This is a genomic window from Parvibaculum lavamentivorans DS-1, from assembly GCF_000017565.1.
In the GTDB taxonomy this organism is placed as follows: Bacteria; Pseudomonadota; Alphaproteobacteria; order Parvibaculales; family Parvibaculaceae; genus Parvibaculum; species Parvibaculum lavamentivorans.
The window spans coordinates 3,365,274-3,387,823 of sequence record NC_009719.1; the positions used below are offsets into that span (position 1 = coordinate 3,365,274).

Below are 22,550 nucleotides of genomic sequence, written 5' to 3' on the forward strand. Positions count from 1 at the left end.
GCTTGAGACCCCAGGCAAAGCCCCGGAAAGCCAACGCTTTCCGGGGCTTTTGTTTGACCGCTTGACGCAACGGGGCGGCTCCTGTTCAACACCCCGGAACGGAGCGATACGATATGGCGACGACGGAAAAGACAAAGGCACTCGTGCTCTTTTCGGGCGGACAGGATTCGACTGTCTGCCTCGCCTCGGTGCTTGCCCGCTATGACGAGGTTGAGACGGTCGGATTCGATTACGGCCAGGCCCATGCCGTGGAACTCGGCTGCCGGGCGAAGCTGCGCGACGCGCTCACACGCTTTCCAGGCTGGGGGGCGAAGCTCGGGCCGGACCACATGATCGCGTTGCCGGAACTCGGAAGGATCAGCGAGACAGCCCTCACCCGCGACGTCGAGATCGAGATGGGCGAAAACGGCCTGCCGACCACCTTTGTGCCGGGCCGGAACCTGCTCTTCTTTACCTATGCGGCAGCACTCGGCTATCGCCGCGGCGCCAGCGTTATCGTTGGTGGTATGTGCGAGACGGATTACTCCGGCTATCCGGACTGCCGTGCGGACACCATCGCCGCGCTTGAGCGGGCAATATGTCTCGGCATGGATCGCGCTTTCACGCTTGAAACGCCCTTGATGCGGATCGATAAAGCGGCGACATGGGCCTTGGCTCACGAGCTTGGCGGCGACGCACTGGTCGACCTTATTATAGAAGAGACCCACAGCTGCTATCGCGGCGACCGTTCGAAACGTCACGACTGGGGCTATGGCTGCGGCACCTGTCCGGCATGCGAGCTGCGGGCCCGTGGTTACACCGCCTATCTGGCGGGTAAGGCGTAAGCCCATGTATTCGGTTAAGGAGATTTTTTATACGCTCCAGGGCGAAGGCGCGAATGCCGGACGGCCTTCGGTCTTCTGCCGCTTCTCCGGCTGCAATCTGTGGTCGGGCCGCGAAGAGGACCGCGCGGATGCCGTATGCACCTTCTGCGACACGGATTTCGTGGGCACGAACGGTGAAGGTGGCGGCAAGTTCCGCGATGTTGCGGCACTGGCCGACGCGATAGAAAAGACCTGGGAAAGCGGCGCGGCGCATAACCGCTTCGTCGTCTGCACCGGGGGTGAGCCGCTGCTGCAACTCGATGCGCCCCTCATCGCCGCGCTCCATTCGCGCGGTTTCGAAATTGCGGTCGAGACTAATGGCACGATCGTGGCGCCGGAAGGTATCGACTGGATCTGCGTCAGCCCGAAAGCAGACGCCGAGTTGAAGCAGACAAGCGGGCACGAGCTCAAGCTCGTCTATCCGCAGCACAAGGCGCAGCCGGAGCGTTTCGAGCAACTCGATTTCCGGTACTTCTACCTGCAGCCTATGGACGGCGCGGATGCGGAGGAGAATACACGCGCGGCGACAGCCTATTGTCTCGCGCACCCGAAATGGCGGCTCAGCCTCCAGACCCATAAGCTGATCGGTATCCCGTGATGAAGATATATAAAGAGTTCCTTTTCGACGCGGCGCATTTCCTCCCCTATGCAGAGGAAGGGCATCCGAACAGGCGCATGCATGGGCATTCGTTCCGCGTCGTCGTCTGGCTCAAGGGCAAGCCTGCAGCGGAGACTGGAATCGTACGCCATTTCGAGGATGTCGAGCGCGAGATCATGGCCGTGCGCGAAAAGCTCGATCATCACCTCCTCAACGAAATCGAAGGCCTTGAATTCCCGACGCTGGAGCGGATCGCCGCCTGGATATGGGATGCGCTCGCGACGCCGCTGCCGGAGATTGCGCGCGTCGAGGTTCACCGCGCCTCCTGTCGCGAAGGCTGCATTTACGATGGTCCGGAGGCAGAGTGATGGCAAAGAAGCCCGTGAAAGACTTGAAGCAGCTCGGCCATGCAACGCCGGTTCCCGCCTCGCCGGAAGAAGCCACGCTGGAGCGCGTGCCAAATCCGCATCCGGACGCCAACTACGTCGCGCGCTTCACCGTACCGGAATTCACGTCCCTTTGCCCCGTCACCGGCCAACCGGATTTTGCACACCTTGTCATCGACTATGTGCCGGGCAAATGGCTCATCGAGTCGAAATCGTTGAAGTTGTATCTGCAATCGTTTCGCAATCACGGGGCGTTTCACGAAGATTGCACTCTCGCCATCGGCAAGCGCCTGGCCGGAACCCTGGCTCCCAAATGGCTGCGCATCGGCGGCTACTGGTATCCGCGCGGCGGCATCCCGATCGACGTTTTCTGGCAAAAAGGCAAGCTGCCTGCGGGTGTTTGGGTCCCGGATCAGGGCGTTGCGCCCTATCGCGGGCGAGGATAGGCATTTTACCTTCCGTTAAGTTTTATTTTACGCAGACATCCTAGGTTATTCTCCGAGGGGGCGACCCGCGTGGCATTCGAACGCCGCGCGATTGGAGTATCCGCGGTGTCGCAAGAAGCTCGGCTCGCGAGAAAAACGGAAGAGGAGGTCACCCGCGATCTGGCCGTGACCTTTCGTGACTCGCTTTTTCCCATCTCCATCTGCATCGCAGTTCTCTTTGCCATCTTCGCCGCGATTCATCCCTTCATTCTTCCGCCGGAGCTGCGGCTCTGGATGGTCGGTGTCGCGCTTTCCGGATCGGCAGCCTCGGCAATTATCGCGTTTCTTGCCGGACGAAATCTGATCGCGGCGCCATATGCGCCGGTTGCGGGTTTCGTCCTCGTTGCCTTCTGCCTCTTGAATTCCACAGCGCATATGTATCTCACCGGCGATGAGAACCAGTCGACCAATTACGGACTGCTTCTGGTTGCGATGGGTCTCTTTTTTCTGTCCCGCCTCTATCTCGCGCTTTCCTTTGTCCTGATCCTCGGCGTCTGGGCCGGCACAGCCCACTTCATGGGCGGGCTGAACGGCGAAGGCTTTCATTTCGCTTTCATGATGTTCCTCGGCATGGTGATAGCCATTCTGGCGCAGGAAATTCGTGTACGAATATACCGGCGCGTGATTTCCATGCGCGAGGAAGCGGCGGAACGCGAGCGGAGCCTTGCCCAGGCACTTGCCAAGACGCGCCTCTACGCGTCAATGGAACGAGAGAACAAGGCGAAAACGGAATTCCTCGCAAACATGAGCCATGAGCTTCGTACCCCGCTGAACGCCATCCTCGGCTTCTCCGAAGCCATGCAGATGGAGCTTTTCGGACCGCTTGGTCATCCGCGCTATGTCGAATACATGCACGATATCCACCATGCCGGTACGCACCTCCTATCCCTCGTCAACGACATTCTCGACCTGTCGCGCATTGAACTCGAAGGCATGAGCCTCACGCCGCAGAGGATCGACTTTTCCGGTGTCTGCCACAACTGCCTTGCCATCGTTCGCGGCCGCGCCGAGCGCGGAGGCGTTCAGCTAATATTTGAATGCGCGCCGCCTTTTCCGGAAGTCGAAACGGATGAGCGGCGGCTGAAGCAGGTTCTGATCAATCTGCTGAGCAATGCTGTCAAGTTCACGCCCGCCGGCGGCACGGTCTCCCTTGATGTCAGGCCGGCGCCCGATGGCGGGGGAATCATACGTATCCGCGATACTGGAATCGGCATGAGCGAGACGGAGGTCGAACAGGCCCTCCGGCCCTTCTGGCAGGCGGATGCCGGGCTCGACCGCTCTTTCGAGGGCGCGGGGCTTGGTCTCGCTCTCGTCAGCGAGCTTCTTCAACTGATGGGCGGCAGCATTACCATCGAAAGCGAGCGCGGCGCCGGCACTCTCGTTACAGTCGGGCTTCCTCCCAGCATTCCTGCCTCGGCCCGCACTGCGGTCGCTTGACCGCGCGGTATGTCGGGCTTGCTTGCGGTTAGGGTTGGCGGGCGAGTCAGGCGACGGCTGCCAGAGCCGGTGACTCGCCTTCCTTCGGGACAATCGATTGCGGCAATGTCACCGAAACCACGGTGCCCACACCCACTTCGCTTTGAATGTGCAGGTTTCCGTGCATCAGCTCCAGAAGTTTTCCTACCAGAGCCAAGCCAAGGCCGGCACCCTCGAACGAGCGATCGAGACCTGTATCGGCGTGCCAGAAGGGTTGCAACGCCCTCTCGATTTCCTCGTGGGTCATGCCTATGCTGGTGTCGCGAACTCGAATAATGGCGCCACCATCAGGATTGGCTTGCAGTTCAAGCGTAACTGTCCCGCCGGCGGGCGTAAACTTGACCGCGTTGTTCAGAAGATTGATGAGTATCTGCTTCAATCTGCGCTCATCCGTTTCGATTTCCGGATAGGGCGTTTCCGCCAGAAAATTCAACCGGATCTTACTTTCTTCGGCGCGGCCGCGAATGATCGCGAGGCAATTGTTGCAGATTCCGTCGATATCAATTTCCTGAAGGCTGAGATTCAATCCATCGAGTTCAATGCGAGAGAGATCCAGAATATCATTTACCAACGACAATAAATGCATGCCGGCGCCCTTGATGTCGACAATGTATTCCGCATATCGGCGATCGCCCAGGGGACCAAAGAGCTGTTTATCCATCATATCTGAAAAGCCAATTATTGCATTCAGCGGCGTCCGCTGCTGCCGGCGCGCCGAAAGTCCTGAGGGAGGAACCGATGCCGAAACTTCAGATGCTGCCCGCGGGCGCCTCTACCGATGAAATCCTCGACGTGCTGAAACGCGACGGCGCCCTCATTCTGACGGGCGTGCTGAGCCGCCAGGAACTCGATCAGGTTCTCGCCGAGACCATGCCCTATATCGACGCGACGCCGAACGGTGCGGATGATTTCGTCGGTCACAAGACGACGCGCACCGGCGCGCTCGTGGCGCGTTCGGCCAAGTGCCGCGACCTCGTTTCCCACCCGATGATCGTCAAGGCGGCGGAAACCTTCCTGAAGCCCTTCTGCGAGCGCATCCAGCTCCATCTGACGCAGGTAATCCGCATTCGTCCCGGCCAGACGGCGCAGGCAATCCACCGCGACCGCTGGGCCTGGGGCACGCACCTGAAGAATGTAGAACCGCAGTTCAATACGATCTGGGCGATCAGCGACTTCACGAAGGAAAACGGCGCCACACAGGTCTGCCCCGGCAGCCTCGGCTGGCCGGATGATTATCAGCCGACGGAAGATCAGATCGGTTATGCGGAAATGCCGGCCGGTTCAGTGCTGGTCTATTCCGGCGGCGTCTTCCATGGCGGCGGCGCAAACGTCTCCAATGGCGACCGCATCGGCATCAACATCACCTACACGCTTGGCTGGCTGCGTCAGGAAGAGAACCAGTATCTCTCCTGCCCGCCTGAAATCGCGAGAACGCTTCCGCGCGAGCTGCAGGCGCTGATCGGCTATTCGATGGGGGGCTATGCGCTTGGCTATTACTCGCCGCCGGGCGCCCCCGGCGAAGGCCCCGAAAGCGTGCCGCCCGAATATGCCCTCGGTCACACGGAGACCGCCATCTCCACGCTTGGCAGCGCGGACCTGCTCGAAAGCATCCGTGACGAAATCAGGGGCGAGAAGCAGACGGCCTAGGCCACCTTCGCCAACTCGTCGAACTTCCTGAGGCGCGCGAGCAGCGCCTCAAGCTCGTCGAGCTTCACCATGTTGGGCCCGTCGGACGGTGCATTGTCCGGGTCCTGGTGGGTTTCGATGAAGACGGCGGCGACACCGAGCGATACGGCGGCGGTGGCAATATGAGGCACCATGCGGCGGTCGCCGCCCGATGCCGTGCCCTGCCCGCCCGGCTGCTGCACGGAATGCGTCGCGTCGATCACGACGGGGCACCGGCACTGCTCTTTCATGATCGGCAGCGCGCGCATGTCGTTCACCAGCGTGTTGTAGCCGAAGCTCACGCCGCGCTCGGTCGCGAGCACGTTCGGATTGCCCGCATCCACCACCTTGTTGACGACGTTCTTCATGTCCCAGGGCGCGAGGAACTGGCCCTTCTTCACATTGACGACCTTGCCTGTCTGCGCTGCCGCTTCCAGCAGGTCCGTCTGGCGGCAGAGAAAGGCCGGGATCTGCAGCACGTCGACAACACTCGCCACTTCCGCGCATTGATCGCGTTCATGTACGTCCGTCAGCACCGGCAGGCCGAGTTCCTTCTTCAGGTCTTCGAAGATCGGCAGCGCCAGTTCGAGGCCGAGGCCGCGCGTCGCGTTGCGGCTCGTGCGATTCGCCTTGTCGAATGACGTCTTGTAGATGAAGCCGATGCCCAGCCGGTCTGTGATTTCCTTCACCGCGCCCGCCATGTCGAAAGCATGCTGCCGCGTTTCGAGCTGGCAGGGTCCCGCGATCAGCACGAAGGGCTTGTCGTTGGCGATTTCGAGGTTGCCGATCCTGACGGTCTGGTTCGCGGGCATGTCGGCCTACACCAGACGGCTCTGCTCGACCGCCGCTTCCACGAAGGAACGGAACAGCGGATGCGGCTCGAACGGCTTCGACTTCAGCTCCGGATGATATTGCACGCCGATATACCAGGGATGATCCGGTATCTCGATGATCTCCGGCAGCAGCCCGTCAGGCGAGACACCGGACATCAGAAGTCCCGCCGCCTCGATCTGTTCGCGATAGGTCATGTTCACTTCGTAGCGGTGCCGATGGCGCTCGCTGATGACGGTCGATCCGTAAATCTGCGCGACGCGGCTTCCCTCCGCCAGCATGGCGTCATAGGCCCCGAGCCGCATGGTGCCGCCGAGATCGCCATGCGCGGCACGCTTCACCAGTTCGTTCTCGCGCATCCATTCCGTCATGAGGCCGACGACCGGTTCGTTGGTCGGGCCGAACTCCGTCGAGCTCGCGCCCTCGAGGCCGCCGACATTGCGCAGCGCCTCGATCACAGCCATCTGCATGCCGAAACAGATGCCGAAATAGGGCACGTTGCGCGTGCGCGCGAATTGCGCCGCGCGGATCTTTCCCTCGGAGCCGCGCTCGCCGAAACCGCCCGGCACAAGAATGCCGTCGACATCTTCCAGATAGAAAGCCGTGTCCTCGGTATCGAAGACTTCGGACTCCACCCATTTCACGTTCACGCGCACCTTGTTGGCGATGCCGCCATGCACCAGAGCCTCGGAAAGCGACTTGTAGGCGTCCTTCAGCCCTGTGTACTTGCCGACGATCGCAATCGTCACATCGCCTTCGGGCTCGCGGATGTTGTGGGCGATGGTCTGCCACTTGGCGAGGTTCGGTTCCTTCGAGCCCTTGATGCCGAAGACCGACAGCACTTCGTCGTCCAGCCCTTCGAGGTGATAGGCGTTCGGCACGTCGTAGATCGTGTCGACATCCATCGCCTGGATGACGGCCGTCTCGCGCACATTGCAGAACAGCGCGATCTTGCGGCGCTCGTCCTTCGGGATGGGGCGGTCGCAGCGGCACATCAGGATGTCGGGCTGGATGCCGATGGAGCGCAGCTCCTTCACGGAGTGCTGCGTCGGCTTGGTCTTCATCTCGCCGGCCGAGGGAATGAACGGCAGCAGCGTCAGATGGATGTAGCAGGTCTGGCCGCGGTCAAGCTCGTTGCCGAGCTGGCGGATCGCCTCGAAGAAAGGCAGGCCCTCGATGTCGCCCACCGTGCCGCCGATTTCGCACAGCACGAAGTCCACGTCGAGATTGCCGGAGAGCACGAATTCCTTGATGGCGTCCGTTACATGCGGAATCACCTGCACCGTGCCGCCGAGATAATCGCCGCGCCGTTCGCGCTGGATGATCTCCTGATAGATGCGGCCGGTGGTGATGTTGTCGGCGCGGCTCGCCGGTACGCCGGTGAAGCGCTCGTAATGGCCGAGGTCGAGATCCGTCTCCGCCCCGTCATCGGTCACATAGACTTCGCCATGCTGGATCGGCGACATCGTGCCGGGATCCACATTGAGATAAGGGTCGAGTTTCCTCAAACGCACGGAATAGCCGCGCGCCTGCAGGAGCGCACCGAGCGCTGCGGAAGCGAGACCCTTGCCGAGGGAGGAAACCACGCCGCCGGTGATGAAAATGTACCGCGTCATGGGCCCCTAGATTACACCAAGCAAAACGATTCGAAGCGGCAAACGCAGCTTCGGCGAAAAATAATGAAGCAGGCCTCACACCGGTCCCGGCGGCGGCCTGCCTTGTCCTTTATTGAGCGCGCGGAACGCCGGGTTCAGCCGGTTCCGGTGCTTGCACGGGGGCCGCGGGGGCCTCGTCCGTCGCGGTTTCCGGCTGGTTTGCGGCCGGCGTCTGCTCTAAATCCGGGAATTCCGAGCCAAGCGGCGCCGGCACGTCCGGCACGGTTTCGTCGCCACCCGCCGTCGGCGGCGCGATCCGGTCGAGAATTCCATCCGCGGAGCCGCCCCGCGAGGCGAGAATGCCGAGCACCAGGCTCGTCGTGATGAACAGCGCCGCCAGTACAGCGGTGGCCCGCGTCAATGCGTTGCCGGCGCCGCGGCCGGACATGAAGCCGTCGCCGCCACCGCCAATGCCCAGCGCGCCGCCCTCGGAGCGCTGCAGCAGAACGGTCGCGACCAGTGCCAGCGCGAGGATCAGGTGGATAATCAGGATGATGGTCGCCATGATACCTCAGGCAAAAAGAAAAGCCCCGGCCTCGTCGTTGCGGGCCGGGCCGGTCGCGGCGGTTTGTACCGCATGAGGGCGCGCGTTTCCAGCCCTTTACCGCTTGGCCGCGAAAAAGCTCAAAGCGCGCCGGGAGCGCCCGGCCGGCGTTCATGCATCTTTGAAAAAATCGGCTGGAAGGTACTGGGATTATTGCCGTTTGGAGTATTGCAGCAAGCCCTGTCCCGGTTCCGGCGGATTAGCCGAGCTGGCCTTCGCGGACCATACGCTCCTGACCATCGGCAACGCTCTTGATGCGGTACTGATAGTCGAGCCCTTCCGAGGGCAACTGGCGCAGAACCACATAGCTTCCGCGTGCCGCCGGCGGATAGGAACCGCCCGGGCTGAACTCGACAGTCTCGCCGATTTCGAATTTGTGCTTCTGCTGCATGATCTATTCCTCGGACGTATCTTCGGGTGCGGCGGTATCGCCTGCATCGCCATCGGGAGATGCCTTGCGTTGCGCGGCCTTCTCCTCGCGGTCTTTCAGCTTTTGCTGCGCTTTCGCCGCCTTGGCGCGATTGCGTTCCGCACGTTCGTGATTGTAGTTAGGCTTGAAAGCCATCCGGTCCTCGCTTCTTTCGGTCGCGGGTCGGGTTATTTCCGGGCGCCAACACGGTTGAGCGTCTTCACGCGGCTGCGCGGCCTGCCGGACTTCTCACCGATTTCGCGATCCTGGGCCTCGATGATCGCGCGCGCATTCGCCGTGTCGTCGGCGCCTTCGAGCTTCGATGTCGGGACTTTCCGGTTTGAACTCAGCGAGCCGTCCTCGTAGACGACGTTGAACGCGATAAAATCCGCATCCATTGGCTTTTTCTTCGCCATGGGTTCTTCTCCGGCAAATAAAAAGGGGCGCCGGAGCGCCCCTTCAAAATCAGGCGTTGCGCAGGTTGGCGGCCGAGACCTTGCCGCTGCGCTGGTCGGTCTCCAGATCGTAACCGATCTTCTGACCTTCGTTGAGCGAGCTCATGCCCGCGCGTTCAACTGCGGAGATGTGGACGAAAACGTCCTTGTCGCCGCCGTCCGGCTGAATGAAGCCGAAGCCCTTCTGGGAGTTGAACCACTTAACTGTTCCGTTCGCCATGTTTGGCATTCCTTGTAGGTAGGTTGAGATAGTGCTGCCTTCGCACGCGCGAATAACAGATCAAAATTTTGCGGGATCGGGAAAGACAGGTCCGGCGCTCGATCGCGAGCGTGGAGAGCAGCCGAACCAGTAAAATTCGATTTTGGGTATATAGGCCGTTCTCCGCACACTTACAAGGAATATGAGAAAACAGGCCCGGATCGGCCCGATTATTCTTTCAGGCGGCACTCATGAAGGCGGGCCGGGAGTGGTGATCGGCTGAATTCCGGGAGAACTGGCCGCCGGAGAAGAGAGAATGGGGCCATTGGCCGCTTCGCGGGTTTCAAGGGCAATGTCCCAGTTATGCGGCTCGGCGGCCAGCTTGGCGAGTATATCGAGGTCAGGCGCGCCATGCGCTGCCGTGAGGCCATAGGCGAGGTGTCCGTCAGACCAGAAGACCCGGCCGCCATCGCCTGCGGGTGCAACCTCCCGGCTCGGCATCGCCATCACGAGCAGTTCCACCTCCTCGCCATCAGCGTTGACATAAGTCGCCCTCAGCATCGGCTGTCCGTCTCCGGCCGCCATCCGCGAGAAATGTTTCAGGCCAAATCCGGCGCCGGAAAGGTCTGGCGCGGCGCGCAGCATTTCGAGGCGCGGCAGACCAATCCTTTCGGCGCGCGCAGCGTCCATGCCGGCCATTGCCGCATCTGCGACCGGCCGCGCGGTGAGGCCCCGCTCCTCGCTCATCGCGGCCACGACGTCTGCGGGCAGGCCCGCAGCCATTTCCGGTCCGCTTCCGCGCACATCGCCCGCATGTTGGCCGGTGAAGAAACCAAGCGCCAGCATCGCCGCCATCGCGGAGGCCGCCGCCATGACACGATATCGGGGCTTCCGTCCCCTCCCCGGTCCGAAAGCGTTGGCAAGACGTGGCGGCAGAGTGTGCATGGGCGGGAGGGATGCGCGTATGGCGGCGTTGATCGCCTGCCAGTCTTCGACCTCTTGCCGCGCAGCGGGATCGGAGGCGAGGCGCGCTTCCACCGCTGCCCGCAATGCCGGGTCGTCGTCCAGCATTCCGTCGGCATAGGCATGAAGTCCCGCCTTCAGCATGTCTTCCGTGAATATCCTTTCCGGGACCGGTCTCTCATCCGTCATTTCACTCTCCTCAACCGCGCCGGCATCGGGCGGACGGTATCCGTCTCCTCGCGGTCGATTGCGTCGCGGTCGATCGTTTCGCGCAATGCTTCACGTCCGCGAAACAGCCGCGAGCGAAGTGTGCCGATCGGAATGTCGAGCATCGACGCCGCCTCGTCGTAACTTGCGCCTTCGAGTGCGATCAGCACCACCGCCGCGCGTTGTTCGTGCGGCAGTGCCGCCAGCGCCCGCGACATTTCATTCGCCATCAACTGCGCTTCCTGCGGCGTTGTATGCGCATGTTTCGGATCCGCCAGTGTCTCGTCGTCGATTTCTTCCGGGCTCCGTTTCGTTCCGCGCCGCGAGTTCAGGAACAGGCGGTAGAGAATGCGGAAGAGCCAACTGCGCACGGAACCGTCGCGCCGCCATTGATGACGTTTGCTCCAGGCGCGCTCCAGCGTGTCCTGCACAAGATCGTCGCCCTCTTCCGCCGAGCGGCAGAGCGATTTCGCAAATCGCCGCAGATGCGGGATTTCCTTTTCGACATACCAGCCGAGATCGTCCATGCGGCGGCTCCGGTCATTCATATGCCGTCAAGCCAACAGACACATATGGCGAGAAAAAGTTCGCAAGGATTTGAAATTCTTTTTTCGCGCACGGGAACTTTCGCCCTCGCGCTGCTGTCTGGTTCACAGCGCCGGCAAACCGCCAGATTGCGGCGGCGCATCTATGGGATGAATTCAAGGAGTATCTTATGCGAAAGAAGCCAGGCACCGCCCGCACGACTGTTCTCGGCGCCGTCATTCTCGGACTGTCGGCGACGATGGCCGCCGCGCCCGCCGTTGCGATGGATCGCATGGCGCAAGCGCAGCCGCAGGAAGGCGCGTTTTCCGATCAGCAGCTCCAGGCTTATGCAAAGTCGGTGATCGAAGTGCAGCAGATCAACATGTCGATGGAGCAGGAGATGCAGGCCGCGCAGGACCCGGCCGACAAGGAGGCCGTGCAGAAGCAGGCCTATACCGACCTTGAAGCCGTCATCGCGTCCAACGGCCTTTCCGTCGAGGAATACAACGCCATCACCGCGCAGGCGCAGAGCGATGAAGCCACACGCGAAAAGGTGACGGCCTATCTCCAGCAGATGCAGGGCGGCGGCAATATGTAACTGCCGATGCGACGCACTCAGCGGCGAGTAGCGTGAGTTGTGTTCGGGCAGTTCGCGCGCTTGCACCGGACGGTCCCCGGCGCCCTCCGCCCGGGGGCCGTCTACGCGTGCGCCTCACGAACGGGGCAGCCCCGCCCCTATGTCGATCCACTCGCCCGCGCCGATTTCCAGGATCTGGACTTTTTCCTCATCATGCATTCCGACGACGCCGAGCACGCCGACCAGCGCCATGATGATCCAGCTCCCTTCCCGCTCGTTGCAGAACGGCAGGTCGAGCGCCTCGCATTCCAGCACATAGCCGGTCGCCGCCTGCACGGTGATGCCGAAGCGGCCGCCGCAAGGCGTTGCCATCATCGGCTCGCTCGCTTCGAAAAAGGAAGAGATCGCGTCGTCCTTCAGCAGCTCCAGATAGGGCCGCCGCGTCGGGTCGTATCCCAGTATCTCGGTGAGCCCCGACCCGGCATAGCGAAACACCGCCGGTTGCCGGTCATTATATTCGATCATCACGATCATCGGCATGAGATCGCGGATCGCGACGGGATCGAAAGCATTGCGATCCGGGACAAGGCCGCGCTTGGGAAGACTGTTCCAATAGCCGAAGAAGCGCGCGCAGTCGCGCGAATGAAAGGTTGCCGCGTTACTCATGGCTACCCTGATGACCGAGGGACAAACGATCTCCCCCAATGCACCTTCAGGGTTAACAGAAGGTTAACGCGTGCGATCACTCAGGCGTAGGCAGAGACGATCCCCCAGAAATCCTCCGCCTTGAGGCTCGCGCCGCCGACCAGCGCGCCGTTGACGTTCGGCACCGCCATCAATTCGGCCGCGTTCGAGGGCTTCACCGAGCCGCCATAGAGAATGCGCATCTTCGCGCCTTCCGCGCCGAAGCGGGCGTCGAGCGCCTTGCGGATTGCGGCATGGACCTTGGCCACGTCGTCCGCCGTCGGCGTGCGGCCGGTGCCGATCGCCCAGACCGGCTCATAGGCGATGACGGTCGTCTTCGCCGTCGCACCGGCGGGAAGCGAGCCCTTGAGCTGGCCCTTGATGATTTTCAGCGTCTCGCCCGCGTCGCGCTGCGCTTCCGTCTCGCCCACACACACGATCGCGACGAGCCCGGCGCGGTGCGCGGCTTCCGCCTTCGCCTTCACATCCGCGTCCGTCTCGCCATGATCGGCGCGGCGCTCCGAATGGCCGACGATGACATAGGACGCACCCGCATCCTTCAGCATCTCCGCCGACACATCGCCGGTATGGGCGCCGCTCTCCTTCGCATGGCAGTCCTGGCCGCCAATGGCGATCTTGGTGCCCTTCGCTGCGTCCTTCAGCGTGGCGATCAATGTCGCCGGCGGGCAGATCAGCACGTCGCAGCCAGGCTTTTCCTTGCCGAGCTTTTTCGCGAGCGCGGTCAGTTCCTTCTTCGAGGCCTTCAGCCCGTTCATCTTCCAGTTGCCCGCCACCAGCGCCTTGACGCGTGCCATTTGTCCGCTCCGCTCGATTGAGAATTCTTGTGTCGCGTTCGTTTAGCAGATGCCTCCGCCGCCCGCCAACATTGCGCCGCGCGGCGGGTCCGGCGATGGGTGATTTTAACCTGCGTGAAATAGAACACAGGTAAGGCGAAAGTTTCATTCACATGACTATTCATTTGGCAAGTAAACGACTCAGGAGTAGCGTGCGCGCCATGACACAGCTTTGGATGCAACAGGTCGAAAAGACCTTCGGTCGACACTACTCGCCTTCGGGGCCGGGTCGCTTGCGCGCGCGCTAAACAAGCCTGCAAAATCGACACTTTCCAGCCCCGCTCAAATCAGATCGGGGCTTTTGCGTTTCAAGCTTCCGGTCGGTGATCCACTCACGTTCCCGGAGTTTCAACATGCAGTTCCAATACTTCGCCCCGCAGCACGCGGATGGTGGGCCTCGCACCGCCCCCGGATGGGTTCCCGCATGGGAAATCCGCGGGCCGCCCGGCCCCGAACCCCGCTAAAGCGCCAGTTACCGGCTCGCCGGTCCGGTTTTTCCCTCACGGTCCCGCCTTTCGCGGCTGGACCGTCCGGTGAAGCTCGCCCCGCGCCGTTGCTGACAAATACCTGCTGAATACTTGCCCCTTTCTTCGCTATGCGCGGAGAGAGACTGGAGGAGACTTATGTTCGCCGCTACCGCCACCCTCGCCATCCGCCACGCGCGCGCCACAGGCACGCTTGCCGCCCTTGCTTCCTTTCTCGTCATCGCTCTTTCCGGCCGCCCGCCGGACGGGGTTCTGGAGGCGCTTGTCGTCGTCCTGCCCGCCCTTGAGGTCACGCTCTTCGCTTTCGCCGTCGCCTTCGCGCTCGACGAAGTGCCCTCCGCGGCCAGCCTGGCCCTGCGCGCCTTCGCGCTCTGGGCGGCGGTCTGCTTCCTCACGATCTGGCTTCTCGTCGCCGCAACGCAGGCAAGCATCGAGGCCTATGTCCGGCTCGGGGGTCCGCCCATGCTCGGGAGCACCCTCTAGCCACGGGAGCGCCCGGCATTTTGCGTTGAAAATCAAACGGAAAGCGCGCCCGATCCGCTTGCGAGGCCGGGGCCCCGCACCTATCATGCCGCCCTCTCGCGAGGGGGCGGGCGGCGGGGGCCGCGCCCGCGGACTGACAGATCGCCGGCCGGACCGGCGAAAGAGAAAGACTGCAAATGCTCGATTCACTACGGAGAAACGCCTCGGGCTGGGTTGCCAAGGTGCTGATCGGCCTGCTCGCGCTCAGCTTCGCGGTCTGGGGCATCGCGGACATCTTCACCGGCTTCGGCGGCGATACGGTCGCGGAAGTGGGCGACCAGAAGATCGACGCCGCGACCTATCAGGTCGAGCTCCGCAACGAGATGAACCAGTTCTCCCAGCGCCTCGGGCAGCCGCTGTCGCTCGACCAGGCGCGCCAGTTCGGCATCGACCGCGCCGCTCTGTCGCGGCTTATCAGCCTTGCGGCCCTGGACGGCGCGGCAAGCGACCTCGGCCTTGCCGTGGGCGATGAGGCCGTCGGCATCGACATCACGACCGACCCCAACCTGCAGGGCCCCTTCGGCCGCTTCGACCGCGACCTTTTCCGCCAGTCGCTGCAGCAGAACGGCATTTCCGAAGAACGCTTCATCGAGCAGCGCCGCCGCGCCATGTCGCGCAAGCAGGTCATCGAGGTGATCCAGGTCGGCGTCGCCGCGCCGGAAGCACTTATCGAGATGGTGAGCCGCTTCCAGGAAGAGACCCGCGTCGCAGGTTACGTCATCCTGCCGCAATCCCTTGTCGGCGAGATCGCCGATCCGGACGAGGAGACCGTTCAGAAATTCTATGAAGCCGGTGCTTCCGCCTTCACGCTCCCGGAAACGCGCGACTTCAGCATCATGGTCCTCGAGCCCGAGGATGTGACGCGCACGATGGCCGTGTCGGAAGAAGACCTCCAGGCCGCCTATGAGCAGCGCCGGGGCGAGTATGACGTGCCGGAGCGCCGCGACGTTCATCAGATCACCTTCGCCAGCGAAGAAGAGGCCAACGAGGCACTCACGAAGCTGCGCGGCGGCGAGAATGTCGAAACCGTCGTTAAGGGCCTCGGCCTCACCATGAAAGATGTCGATCTCGGCAAGGTCTCTCGCGACGATATGCTGTCGCCCGAACTCGCGGATGCCGCCTTCTCGCTCGAAGGCACCGGCTATAGCGAGCCCGTGCGGGGACCGCTCGGCTGGTCGATCCTGCATGTCACCGGTATCGAGCCCGGCAAGCCCAGCACCTATGAAGACGTGAAGGAAGAGCTGCGTGCGGCAATCGAACTCGAACTGGCGCGCGATCAGATCTACGACATCCAGAACACCATCGAGGACGCCCGCGCCGGCGGCGAGCCGCTCGCCGATGTCGCGAAGCGTTACAACCTTACCGTCCGCTCCATCGACGGCATCACCGCCGACGGAAAGACGCGGAACGGCGATACGGTCGAACTGCCGGAACTGCCGGACCTCCTGAACACGGTCTATGAGAACCAGCAGGGCGACCAGATCCCGCCGCTCGATTCCGGCAAGGACGGCTATTACTGGGTCGAGATCGACGCTGTGAACCCCGCCGAACTGCAGCCGCTCGACGAAGTGCGCGACCGCGTGGTGAGCATCTGGAAGCAGCAGAAGCGAGCTGACGACCTGGAAGCCCTGGCCACCTCGCTCGTGGAGCGTGGCAATGCGGGCGAGAGCTTTGAGAAGATCGCGGCGGAATATGGCCGCAGCGTTCTCTCCACGCCTCCTCTCCAGCGTTACGCGCAGAACGACACCTTCTCGCGGACCGCCGTCACCCGGCTTTTCGCCGCGCCTGAAGGCGGCTTCACCTTCGGCCCGGTCGGCCTCGGTGACAGCCTCATCGTCATGCAGGTCAAGGATGTCCGCTCGCCGCAGCTCGACGCGAACAGCGACAAGTACAAGGAGACGCGGACAACCCTGGTCGATGCGATACAGGCCGACATGCTGCAGACCTTCGTCGTCGGCTACCAGCAGGAGCTCGGCGTCGAGGTCAACAACACGCTGTTCCAACAGATGACGGCGACGGACACCGGCCTATGATTTCGCCCGACTACGCCAGTTTCGAGGCGTCGTACAACGCGGGTACGGCGCAGGTGGTCTATGCGCGTCTCGTCGCGGACCTCGAAACGCCTGTCTCCGCCATGCTCAAGATCGCGGACGGAAAGCCGAACAGCTTCCTGCTCGAATCCGTCGAGGGCGGCGACAGCCGCAACCGCTATTCGATCATCGGCTTCGCGCCGGATGCCATCTGGCGGACGCGGGGCGACAAGGCGGAGCTGAACCGCAAGGCCCGCTTCGGGGATACTTACGAGCCCTGCCCCGGCGGCGCGCTGAAGAGCCTGCGTGCCTTCATCGAGGAAAGCCGCATCGACCTGCCGGAGGAGCTGCCGCCGATGGCCGCCGGCGTCTTCGGCTATATGAGCTACGACACGGTGCGCCTGATGGAGCACCTGCCGAACGAGAACCCGGACGCGCTCGGCTTGCCGGACGGCATCTTCATCCGTCCAACGATCATCGCCGTCTTCGATTCCGTGAAGGACGAAGTTACCGTCGTCACGCCCGTGCGGCCGGAGCCCGGCGTCAGCGCACATGCCGCCTATACGCGCGCGAGCGAACGTGTCGGCGATGTGATCGCCGAGTTCGATACGGCGCTGCCGCATCTCCACCGCGATGCGGAAATCGGGCCGCTCGAAGAGCCGTGCTCCAACACGCCCAAGGATGCCTATTTCGGCATGGTCGCCCGTGCGAAGGAATACATCGCCGCCGGCGACATTTTTCAGGTCGTGCTCTCGCAGCGTTTCGAGGCGCCGTTCGAGCTGCCGCCCTTCGCGCTCTACCGGGCGCTCCGCCGCATCAACCCGTCGCCCTTCCTTTATTTCCTGAATTTCGAGGATTTCTCCATCGTCGGCTCGAGCCCGGAAATTCTCGTCCGCGTGCGGAACAACCGCGTCACCATCCGCCCTATCGCGGGCACGCGCCATCGCGGAAAGAACAAGGCGGAAGACGAGGCGATCTCCGAAGAACTCCTCGCCGATCCGAAGGAGCGCGCCGAGCACCTCATGCTGCTCGATCTCGGGCGCAACGATGTCGGCCGCGTCTCGAAGATCGGTTCGGTCGATGTGACGGAACGTTTCGCGCTCCAGTACACATCGCACCTCATCCACATCGTCTCGAACGTCGAAGGCGACCTCGATCCCGCCTATGACGCGATTTCCGCCCTTGTCGCGGGCTTCCCGGCAGGCACCGTTTCCGGCGCGCCGAAAGTCCGCGCGATGGAAATCATCGACGAACTCGAACTCGAAAAGCGCGGCCCCTATGCCGGCTGCGTCGGCTACTTCTCGGCGGCGGGCGAAATGGACACCTGCATCGTGCTCCGCACCGCCATCGTCAAGGACGGCAAGATGTACGTCCAGGCAGGCGGCGGCGTGGTCGCGGATTCAAGCCCCGAAGGCGAGTATCAGGAAAGCGTCAACAAGGCCAAGGCCCTCTTCCGCGCGGCGGAAGAAGCCGTGCGCTACGCATCGCAGGTGGGGAAAAGGCAGTAAGAAAAATTTTCGACCTTGGCCCAGACAGAGGTGTCACCCCGGCGAAAGTCGGGGCCCACTCGCAGAGCCTCTTGCAGCTGATTTCAATTTTTCTGATTGGCACTGACGCCACATGCCATCGCTCTTGCTGAGGAAACCAATGGGCCCCGGCTTTCGCCGGGGTGACACTGTGTTCTTGGTCGGCTCAAACAAAACTCAGCTACCTCTCCTCCACCTCCACATGCTCCGGCCGCACGCCGAGACCGACCGCATATCCCGGTATGCGGCGCAGCAGCGGAAACCGGCCGAGCAGCTTCAGCGGCAGCGGCGCCTTCATCCTGCCCTTCCTACGCAGCGCCGGGCCGAGCACGCGGTTCTGGATGAATACCTGCACGCCCTGCGTCACCCTGGTCGGAAAATCGCGGCGCCGCTGCACGGCGCGCAGGTCTGCGAGCGTCAGCCGCTTCTGCCTGAGCGGTCCAGCGAGGATATTCGCCGCCGCCACGGCATCCTGTATCGCGAGGTTGATGCCGACGCCGCCGACCGGCGACATCGCATGGGCTGCGTCGCCGATGCAGAGCAGACCGTCCCGCGCCCATTCGCGCAGCCGGTCGACCTTCACCGTGAGCAGTTTCACATCGTCCCAACTGCGAAGCTCGCCGGTCCGGTCCGCCATATGCGGCTGCAGCGCCGCAATGGTTTCGCGAAACGCCTCGATCCCCTTCGTCTTCCAGTCCTCGAGTTCGCCCTTCCCGATCACGAAGGCGCATTGCCAGTAATCCCCGCGGTCGATGGTGATGAAGATATGCCCCATGTCGACGCGGCCGAGCGTCTCCAACGCGTCGTCTGCGCGGCGCGTGAGCCTCATCCAAAGCACGTCGAAAGGCGCGCCGATATCGAGGACATCGAGCCCCGCCTTCTCCCGCACGACGGAGCCCCTGCCGTCGGCGCCGACGACCAGGTCGGCGCGAATGTCGAGCGTTCCGTCAGGCGTCGCCGCGCGGATACCCGCGACGCGGCCCGCATCTTCCAGCAGCCCGGTGGCTTCGGCATTCATGTGAAGATGAAAGCCCGGATAACGTCGCCCCGCCTCCGCCAAAAAGTCGAGAAAATCCCATTGCGGCATGAAGGCGACGAATTTGCACCGCGTCGGCAAATGCGAGAAATCGGCGGCGGTCAGGTGCTCGTCGCCGATATGAACGCCGACCTCGCTCATCTTCTGATGCGGCCGCGCCAGCAACCCGTCGAGCAGCCCCAGCTCATGCATCACTTCCAGCGTCGAGGGATGGATCGTGTCGCCGCGAAAATCCCGCAGGAAATCGCCATGCTTTTCGAGCACGGTGACGTCCACACCGGCCCGCGCCAACAACAGCCCCAGCATCATCCCCGCCGGCCCGCCGCCCGCGATGGCGCATGTGGTGGTGAGCGTCTTTTCCAACATCGGCCGTCCTCCTCTTTCCACCTTTCCCAACCTTGCCCCACCTGCCTCCTAACGCCTATATAAAGACCGTGCAGCCCCCCTTCGGGGCCGTTTCAGGGATACTGCCATGCTGCTGCTCATCGATAACTACGACAGCTTCACCTACAACCTCGTCCATTTCCTCGGAGAACTGGGCGCGGAGGCGGCTGTCCACCGCAATGACAAGATCACGGTGAACGAGGCGCTGGCAGCCCGTCCGCAGGCGATCGTCCTCTCGCCCGGCCCCTGCGACCCCGACAAGGCCGGCATCTGCCTCGACCTCATTCAGGCCGCCGCCGCGCACCGCATTCCGCTGCTCGGCGTCTGTCTCGGCCATCAGGCCATCGGCCAGGCCTTTGGCGGCAAGGTCGTGCGTGCGCCCACCCTCATGCATGGCAAGATGAGCGCCATCCATCATGGCGGCAAAGGCATCTTCCAGTACCTGCCGAGCCCCATCGAGGCGACGCGCTATCATTCGTTGATCGTCGAGCGCGAAAGCCTGCCCGATTGCCTCGAAGTGACGGCATGGACGACCGACAACATCATCATGGGCGCGCGGCACAAGGAGCTGCCGATCCACGGCGTCCAGTTCCATCCGGAAAGCATCGCCTCGGAGCATGGACACGACATCCTGCGCAACTTCCTGCAGATCGCGGGCATGAACACGCGCGAGCTGGCGTAAGGGAGTTTTGCGGGGGGCCATGACCGATTTCAAGACCATCATCGCGCGCCTTGCCGAAGGCCGCGCGCTCGACGCCGCCGAGGCGCGTGCCGCTTTCGAGATCGTCATGTCCGGCGAGGCGACGCAAGCGCAGATCGGCGCATTCCTGATGGGCCTGCGCGTGCGCGGCGAAACCGTCGCCGAAATCACGGCAGGCGCCACCGTCATGCGCGAGCGCGCGCTCCGCGTTACGGCGCCCGCCAATGCCATCGACATTGTCGGCACGGGCGGCGACGGCGTCGGCACATGGAATATCTCGACCGCGACCGCGCTCGTCGTTGCGGCGGCCGGCGTTCCGGTCGCCAAGCATGGCAACCGCAAAGCTTCCTCCTTGTCCGGTACGGCAGACGCTCTTCAGGCGCTCGGCGTCAATCTCGATATTGATCCCGCGACCATCGCCGCCTCCATCGAAAAGGCGGGCATAGGCTTCATGTTCGCGCAGGCGCATCATGCCGCCATGAAACATGTCGCGCCCGTCCGTGCCGATCTCGGCATCAAGACGATCTTCAACATGCTGGGGCCACTCTCCAATCCCGCCCTCGTGAAGCGGCAATTGCTCGGCGTCTTCGCGGCCGAATGGGTCAAGCCCTTCGCCGAGGCCCTTCGCAATCTCGGTTCCGACAGCGCCTGGGTGGTTCACGGTTCCGACGGCATGGACGAACTGACGACCACCGGGCCGAGCGCCGTCGCCGAGCTGAAGGGCGGCTCGATCCGCGTTTTCGAGGTAACGCCGGAGGATGCCGGCTTGCCGCGCGCCTCCATCGAAGACCTCAAGGGCGGCGACCCGGAACAAAATGCCGCTGCCATTCGCCGCCTTCTCGATGGCGAAGCCGGGGCCTACCGCGATATCGTCTTGCTCAATACAGCTGCCGCGCTCATCGTCTCGGGTAAGGCGGCAACCTTGAAGGAAGGTGCCGGCCTCGCGGCAAAGGCAATCGACAGCGGCGCGGCAAAGCAAACCCTCGCAAAGCTCGTCGCGGCGACGAACGGCAAGAACAATGTCTGACATTCTCGAAAAGATCGGCGCCTACAAGCTGGACGAGATCGCCGCCGCGAAGCGCGCCCGTCCGCTCGCCTCGGTCGAGGAGATGGCGCGCGCCGCCGGCTCCGTGCGCGGCTTCGCCTCCGCCCTTCGCGCCCGCGTCGACACGGGCGCCTACGCGCTCATCGCCGAAATCAAGAAGGCCAGCCCCTCCAAGGGTCTCATCCGCGCGGACTTCGATCCGCCGGCGCTTGCCCGTGCCTATCAGGCCGGCGGCGCCACCTGCCTTTCGATCCTCACCGACGGCCCCTCCTTCCAGGGCGCGCCGGACTATCTGTCCGACGCCCGCGCCGCCGTGTCGCTCCCCGTGCTCCGCAAGGATTTCATGTACGACACCTACCAGGTGGCGGAAGCCCGGGCGATGGGCGCCGACGCCATTCTCATCATCATGGCCGCGGTTTCGGACGCGCAGGCCCGCGAGATCGAGGAAGCCGCTTTCGGCTGGAAGATGGATGTGCTGGTCGAGGTTCACGACGAGGAGGAGCTCGCCCGCGCCGTCGAGCTGAAAAGTCCTCTCCTCGGGATCAACAACCGTAACCTCAAGACCTTCGAGACGACCCTCGCCACCACCGAGCGGCTCGCCCCCCTCGTCCCTTCGGGTCGGCTGCTCGTCGGCGAAAGCGGAATCTTCGCGCCGGACGACCTCACGCGTCTTTCAAAAGTTGGTGTACGGACGTTTCTCGTTGGCGAGAGCCTGATGCGGCAGACGGATGTGGAGGCAGCAACCCGTGCGTTGCTCGCTCCTCCCGCCTGACCGGGGATAAATACGGCCGCGCGCCTCTCGCGCCGGGCCGAAACCGGGGATAAGCGGGCTTCCTTTATCCCCGGCCTGTTTATTTTTGAACATCGTTTCATGCCCCATCGCGCCGTATGACGGTTTTGTGACAGTTGCGCGACAGTGGCTGCGGGACAACTCCATGAATTACCACATAAGACAGGCAAAACCTGAAGAGTTTCAACTGTTTGGCGCCATAGAACGGGCCGCAAGCAAGGCTTTCATCGAAGCAGGCCTTCCGGAGATCGCTTCGCATGAACCAACCGACATAAAATTCATCAAAGCCAACGCCCGCAGCGGTGTCGTATTCGTCTCTGTACTGAACGATAATCCGGTCGGGTTCATCCTCGCGGCGCCTCTGGACAGACCTTTCCATATCTTCGAATTGTCAGTCCATCCGGATCACGGACGCAAGGGTATGGGGCGTTCTCTCGTCGAATCCGTATGCGATTGGGCAAGGGAAAACGGCTCGAAATCCGTTACATTGTCGACCTTCCGCGACATCGTATGGAACGCACCGTTCTATGCCTCATGCGGTTTCAAGATCATTCCCGAGGATGAGTGGACGCCGGCCCTCCTCCTCGCGCATTATCACGAAGACGACATCGGACTGCCGCTCGACCGGCGATGTTTCATGCGCAAGGATCTGTAAC

At 62.8% G+C, this 22,550-nt stretch carries 27 protein-coding genes; 14 read left to right on the forward strand and 13 right to left on the reverse strand.

The genetic code is table 11. The annotated features are described in order from the left end of the window. Positions 1-113 precede the first annotated feature (113 nt). From queC to PLAV_RS19105, 5 genes are all read left to right on the forward strand, one after another. Positions 114-824, forward strand: a complete 711-nt coding sequence (gene queC / locus PLAV_RS16015; protein WP_012112076.1) for a 7-cyano-7-deazaguanine synthase QueC — start codon at positions 114-116, stop codon at positions 822-824. A gap of 4 nt (positions 825-828) precedes the next feature. Continuing rightward, positions 829-1,461: a 7-carboxy-7-deazaguanine synthase gene (queE, locus tag PLAV_RS16020; protein WP_012112077.1), complete on the forward strand. Its 633-nt coding sequence runs from the start codon at positions 829-831 to the stop codon at positions 1,459-1,461. Further along, the gene (locus PLAV_RS16025; RefSeq protein WP_012112078.1) at positions 1,461-1,829 is read left to right on the forward strand and encodes a 6-carboxytetrahydropterin synthase; all 369 of its coding nucleotides are present in this window, start codon (positions 1,461-1,463) and stop codon (positions 1,827-1,829) included. The genes queE and PLAV_RS16025 overlap by 1 nt, the downstream gene beginning before the upstream one ends. Beyond that, positions 1,829-2,293, forward strand: a complete 465-nt coding sequence (queF, locus tag PLAV_RS16030) for a preQ(1) synthase (protein ID WP_012112079.1) — start codon at positions 1,829-1,831, stop codon at positions 2,291-2,293. The genes PLAV_RS16025 and queF overlap by 1 nt, the downstream gene beginning before the upstream one ends. A gap of 105 nt (positions 2,294-2,398) precedes the next feature. Continuing rightward, positions 2,399-3,769 (forward strand): sensor histidine kinase, encoded by a 1,371-nt coding sequence (locus PLAV_RS19105; protein WP_143710244.1) that lies wholly within the window; start codon positions 2,399-2,401, stop codon positions 3,767-3,769. Between the two features lie 46 nt (positions 3,770-3,815). Here PLAV_RS19105 and PLAV_RS16040 read toward each other — a convergent pair whose 3' ends face one another. Beyond that, positions 3,816-4,499: a sensor histidine kinase gene (locus tag PLAV_RS16040; protein ID WP_281032327.1), complete on the reverse strand. Its 684-nt coding sequence runs from the start codon at positions 4,497-4,499 to the stop codon at positions 3,816-3,818. Between the two features lie 47 nt (positions 4,500-4,546). Here PLAV_RS16040 and PLAV_RS16045 point away from each other — a divergent pair, with 47 nt between their 5' ends. Next, a complete protein-coding gene (locus PLAV_RS16045; protein ID WP_012112082.1) occupies positions 4,547-5,455 on the forward strand; it encodes a phytanoyl-CoA dioxygenase family protein in 909 nt (302 codons plus the stop codon). Here the strand turns inward: PLAV_RS16045 and kdsA are convergent. The 9 genes from kdsA to PLAV_RS16085 form a co-directional block, all read right to left on the reverse strand. Then, positions 5,452-6,285 (reverse strand): 3-deoxy-8-phosphooctulonate synthase, encoded by an 834-nt coding sequence (gene kdsA, locus PLAV_RS16050; protein WP_012112083.1) that lies wholly within the window; start codon positions 6,283-6,285, stop codon positions 5,452-5,454. The two genes, PLAV_RS16045 and kdsA, sit on opposite strands and share 4 nt — an antisense overlap. Before the next feature lie 6 nt (positions 6,286-6,291). Next, complete coding sequence (locus tag PLAV_RS16055; RefSeq protein ID WP_012112084.1) at positions 6,292-7,920, reverse strand: CTP synthase; 1,629 nt, start codon at positions 7,918-7,920, stop codon at positions 6,292-6,294. Positions 7,921-8,029: 109 nt separating this feature from the next. Beyond that, positions 8,030-8,464: a preprotein translocase subunit SecG gene (secG, locus tag PLAV_RS16060; protein ID WP_012112085.1), complete on the reverse strand. Its 435-nt coding sequence runs from the start codon at positions 8,462-8,464 to the stop codon at positions 8,030-8,032. Positions 8,465-8,702: 238 nt separating this feature from the next. Next, positions 8,703-8,894 carry a hypothetical protein gene (locus PLAV_RS16065; protein ID WP_012112086.1) on the reverse strand — a complete coding sequence of 64 codons (192 nt, stop codon included), beginning with the start codon at positions 8,892-8,894 and terminating at the stop codon, positions 8,703-8,705. Between the two features lie 3 nt (positions 8,895-8,897). After that, a complete protein-coding gene (locus tag PLAV_RS19705) occupies positions 8,898-9,068 on the reverse strand; it encodes a hypothetical protein (RefSeq protein WP_012112087.1) in 171 nt (56 codons plus the stop codon). 32 nt (positions 9,069-9,100) lie between these two features. Next, positions 9,101-9,328, reverse strand: a complete 228-nt coding sequence (locus PLAV_RS16070; protein ID WP_012112088.1) for a hypothetical protein — start codon at positions 9,326-9,328, stop codon at positions 9,101-9,103. 49 nt (positions 9,329-9,377) lie between these two features. Beyond that, positions 9,378-9,587 carry a cold-shock protein gene (locus tag PLAV_RS16075; RefSeq protein ID WP_012112089.1) on the reverse strand — a complete coding sequence of 70 codons (210 nt, stop codon included), beginning with the start codon at positions 9,585-9,587 and terminating at the stop codon, positions 9,378-9,380. Between the two features lie 228 nt (positions 9,588-9,815). After that, positions 9,816-10,718 (reverse strand): anti-sigma factor family protein, encoded by a 903-nt coding sequence (locus PLAV_RS19110; RefSeq protein WP_012112090.1) that lies wholly within the window; start codon positions 10,716-10,718, stop codon positions 9,816-9,818. After that, on the reverse strand, positions 10,715-11,263 hold the full coding sequence (locus PLAV_RS16085; protein WP_012112092.1) for an RNA polymerase sigma factor: 549 nt from the start codon (positions 11,261-11,263) through the stop codon (positions 10,715-10,717). Before PLAV_RS16085 ends, PLAV_RS19110 begins: the two co-directional genes overlap by 4 nt. 188 nt (positions 11,264-11,451) lie before the next feature. On the opposite strand from PLAV_RS16085, the gene PLAV_RS16090 reads away from it, so the two are divergent. Beyond that, complete coding sequence (locus PLAV_RS16090) at positions 11,452-11,859, forward strand: DUF4168 domain-containing protein (protein ID WP_012112093.1); 408 nt, start codon at positions 11,452-11,454, stop codon at positions 11,857-11,859. A 114-nt stretch (positions 11,860-11,973) separates the two neighbouring features. Here the strand turns inward: PLAV_RS16090 and PLAV_RS16095 are convergent, their stop codons facing one another. Together PLAV_RS16095 and tpiA are read right to left on the reverse strand one after the other, a co-directional pair. Next, positions 11,974-12,504 (reverse strand): PAS domain-containing protein, encoded by a 531-nt coding sequence (locus PLAV_RS16095; protein WP_012112094.1) that lies wholly within the window; start codon positions 12,502-12,504, stop codon positions 11,974-11,976. Between the two features lie 80 nt (positions 12,505-12,584). Further along, positions 12,585-13,337 (reverse strand): triose-phosphate isomerase, encoded by a 753-nt coding sequence (tpiA, locus tag PLAV_RS16100; RefSeq protein WP_012112095.1) that lies wholly within the window; start codon positions 13,335-13,337, stop codon positions 12,585-12,587. 662 nt (positions 13,338-13,999) lie between these two features. On the opposite strand from tpiA, the gene PLAV_RS16105 reads away from it, so the two are divergent. The 3 genes from PLAV_RS16105 (at position 14,000) to trpE (ending at position 17,921) form a co-directional block, all read left to right on the forward strand. Next, on the forward strand, positions 14,000-14,344 hold the full coding sequence (locus PLAV_RS16105) for a hypothetical protein (protein WP_012112096.1): 345 nt from the start codon (positions 14,000-14,002) through the stop codon (positions 14,342-14,344). Between the two features lie 176 nt (positions 14,345-14,520). Then, positions 14,521-16,416 (forward strand): peptidylprolyl isomerase, encoded by a 1,896-nt coding sequence (locus PLAV_RS16110; protein ID WP_012112097.1) that lies wholly within the window; start codon positions 14,521-14,523, stop codon positions 16,414-16,416. Further along, on the forward strand, positions 16,413-17,921 hold the full coding sequence (gene trpE / locus PLAV_RS16115; RefSeq protein ID WP_012112098.1) for an anthranilate synthase component I: 1,509 nt from the start codon (positions 16,413-16,415) through the stop codon (positions 17,919-17,921). Before PLAV_RS16110 ends, trpE begins: the two co-directional genes overlap by 4 nt. A gap of 199 nt (positions 17,922-18,120) precedes the next feature. Here the strand turns inward: trpE and PLAV_RS16120 are convergent, their stop codons facing one another. Then, the gene (locus PLAV_RS16120) at positions 18,121-19,341 is read right to left on the reverse strand and encodes an FAD-dependent oxidoreductase (RefSeq protein WP_012112099.1); all 1,221 of its coding nucleotides are present in this window, start codon (positions 19,339-19,341) and stop codon (positions 18,121-18,123) included. 106 nt (positions 19,342-19,447) lie between these two features. Between PLAV_RS16120 and PLAV_RS16125 the strand changes: the two genes are divergently transcribed. The 4 genes from PLAV_RS16125 (at position 19,448) to PLAV_RS16140 (ending at position 22,549) form a co-directional block, all read left to right on the forward strand. After that, on the forward strand, positions 19,448-20,041 hold the full coding sequence (locus tag PLAV_RS16125; protein WP_012112103.1) for an anthranilate synthase component II: 594 nt from the start codon (positions 19,448-19,450) through the stop codon (positions 20,039-20,041). Positions 20,042-20,060: 19 nt separating this feature from the next. Beyond that, positions 20,061-21,086, forward strand: a complete 1,026-nt coding sequence (gene trpD / locus PLAV_RS16130; protein ID WP_012112104.1) for an anthranilate phosphoribosyltransferase — start codon at positions 20,061-20,063, stop codon at positions 21,084-21,086. Next, positions 21,079-21,876, forward strand: a complete 798-nt coding sequence (gene trpC, locus PLAV_RS16135) for an indole-3-glycerol phosphate synthase TrpC (protein WP_012112105.1) — start codon at positions 21,079-21,081, stop codon at positions 21,874-21,876. Before trpD ends, trpC begins: the two co-directional genes overlap by 8 nt. A gap of 85 nt (positions 21,877-21,961) precedes the next feature. Next, a complete protein-coding gene (locus PLAV_RS16140; RefSeq protein ID WP_143710245.1) occupies positions 21,962-22,549 on the forward strand; it encodes a GNAT family N-acetyltransferase in 588 nt (195 codons plus the stop codon). The last annotated feature ends 1 nt before the right edge of the window (position 22,550 follow it).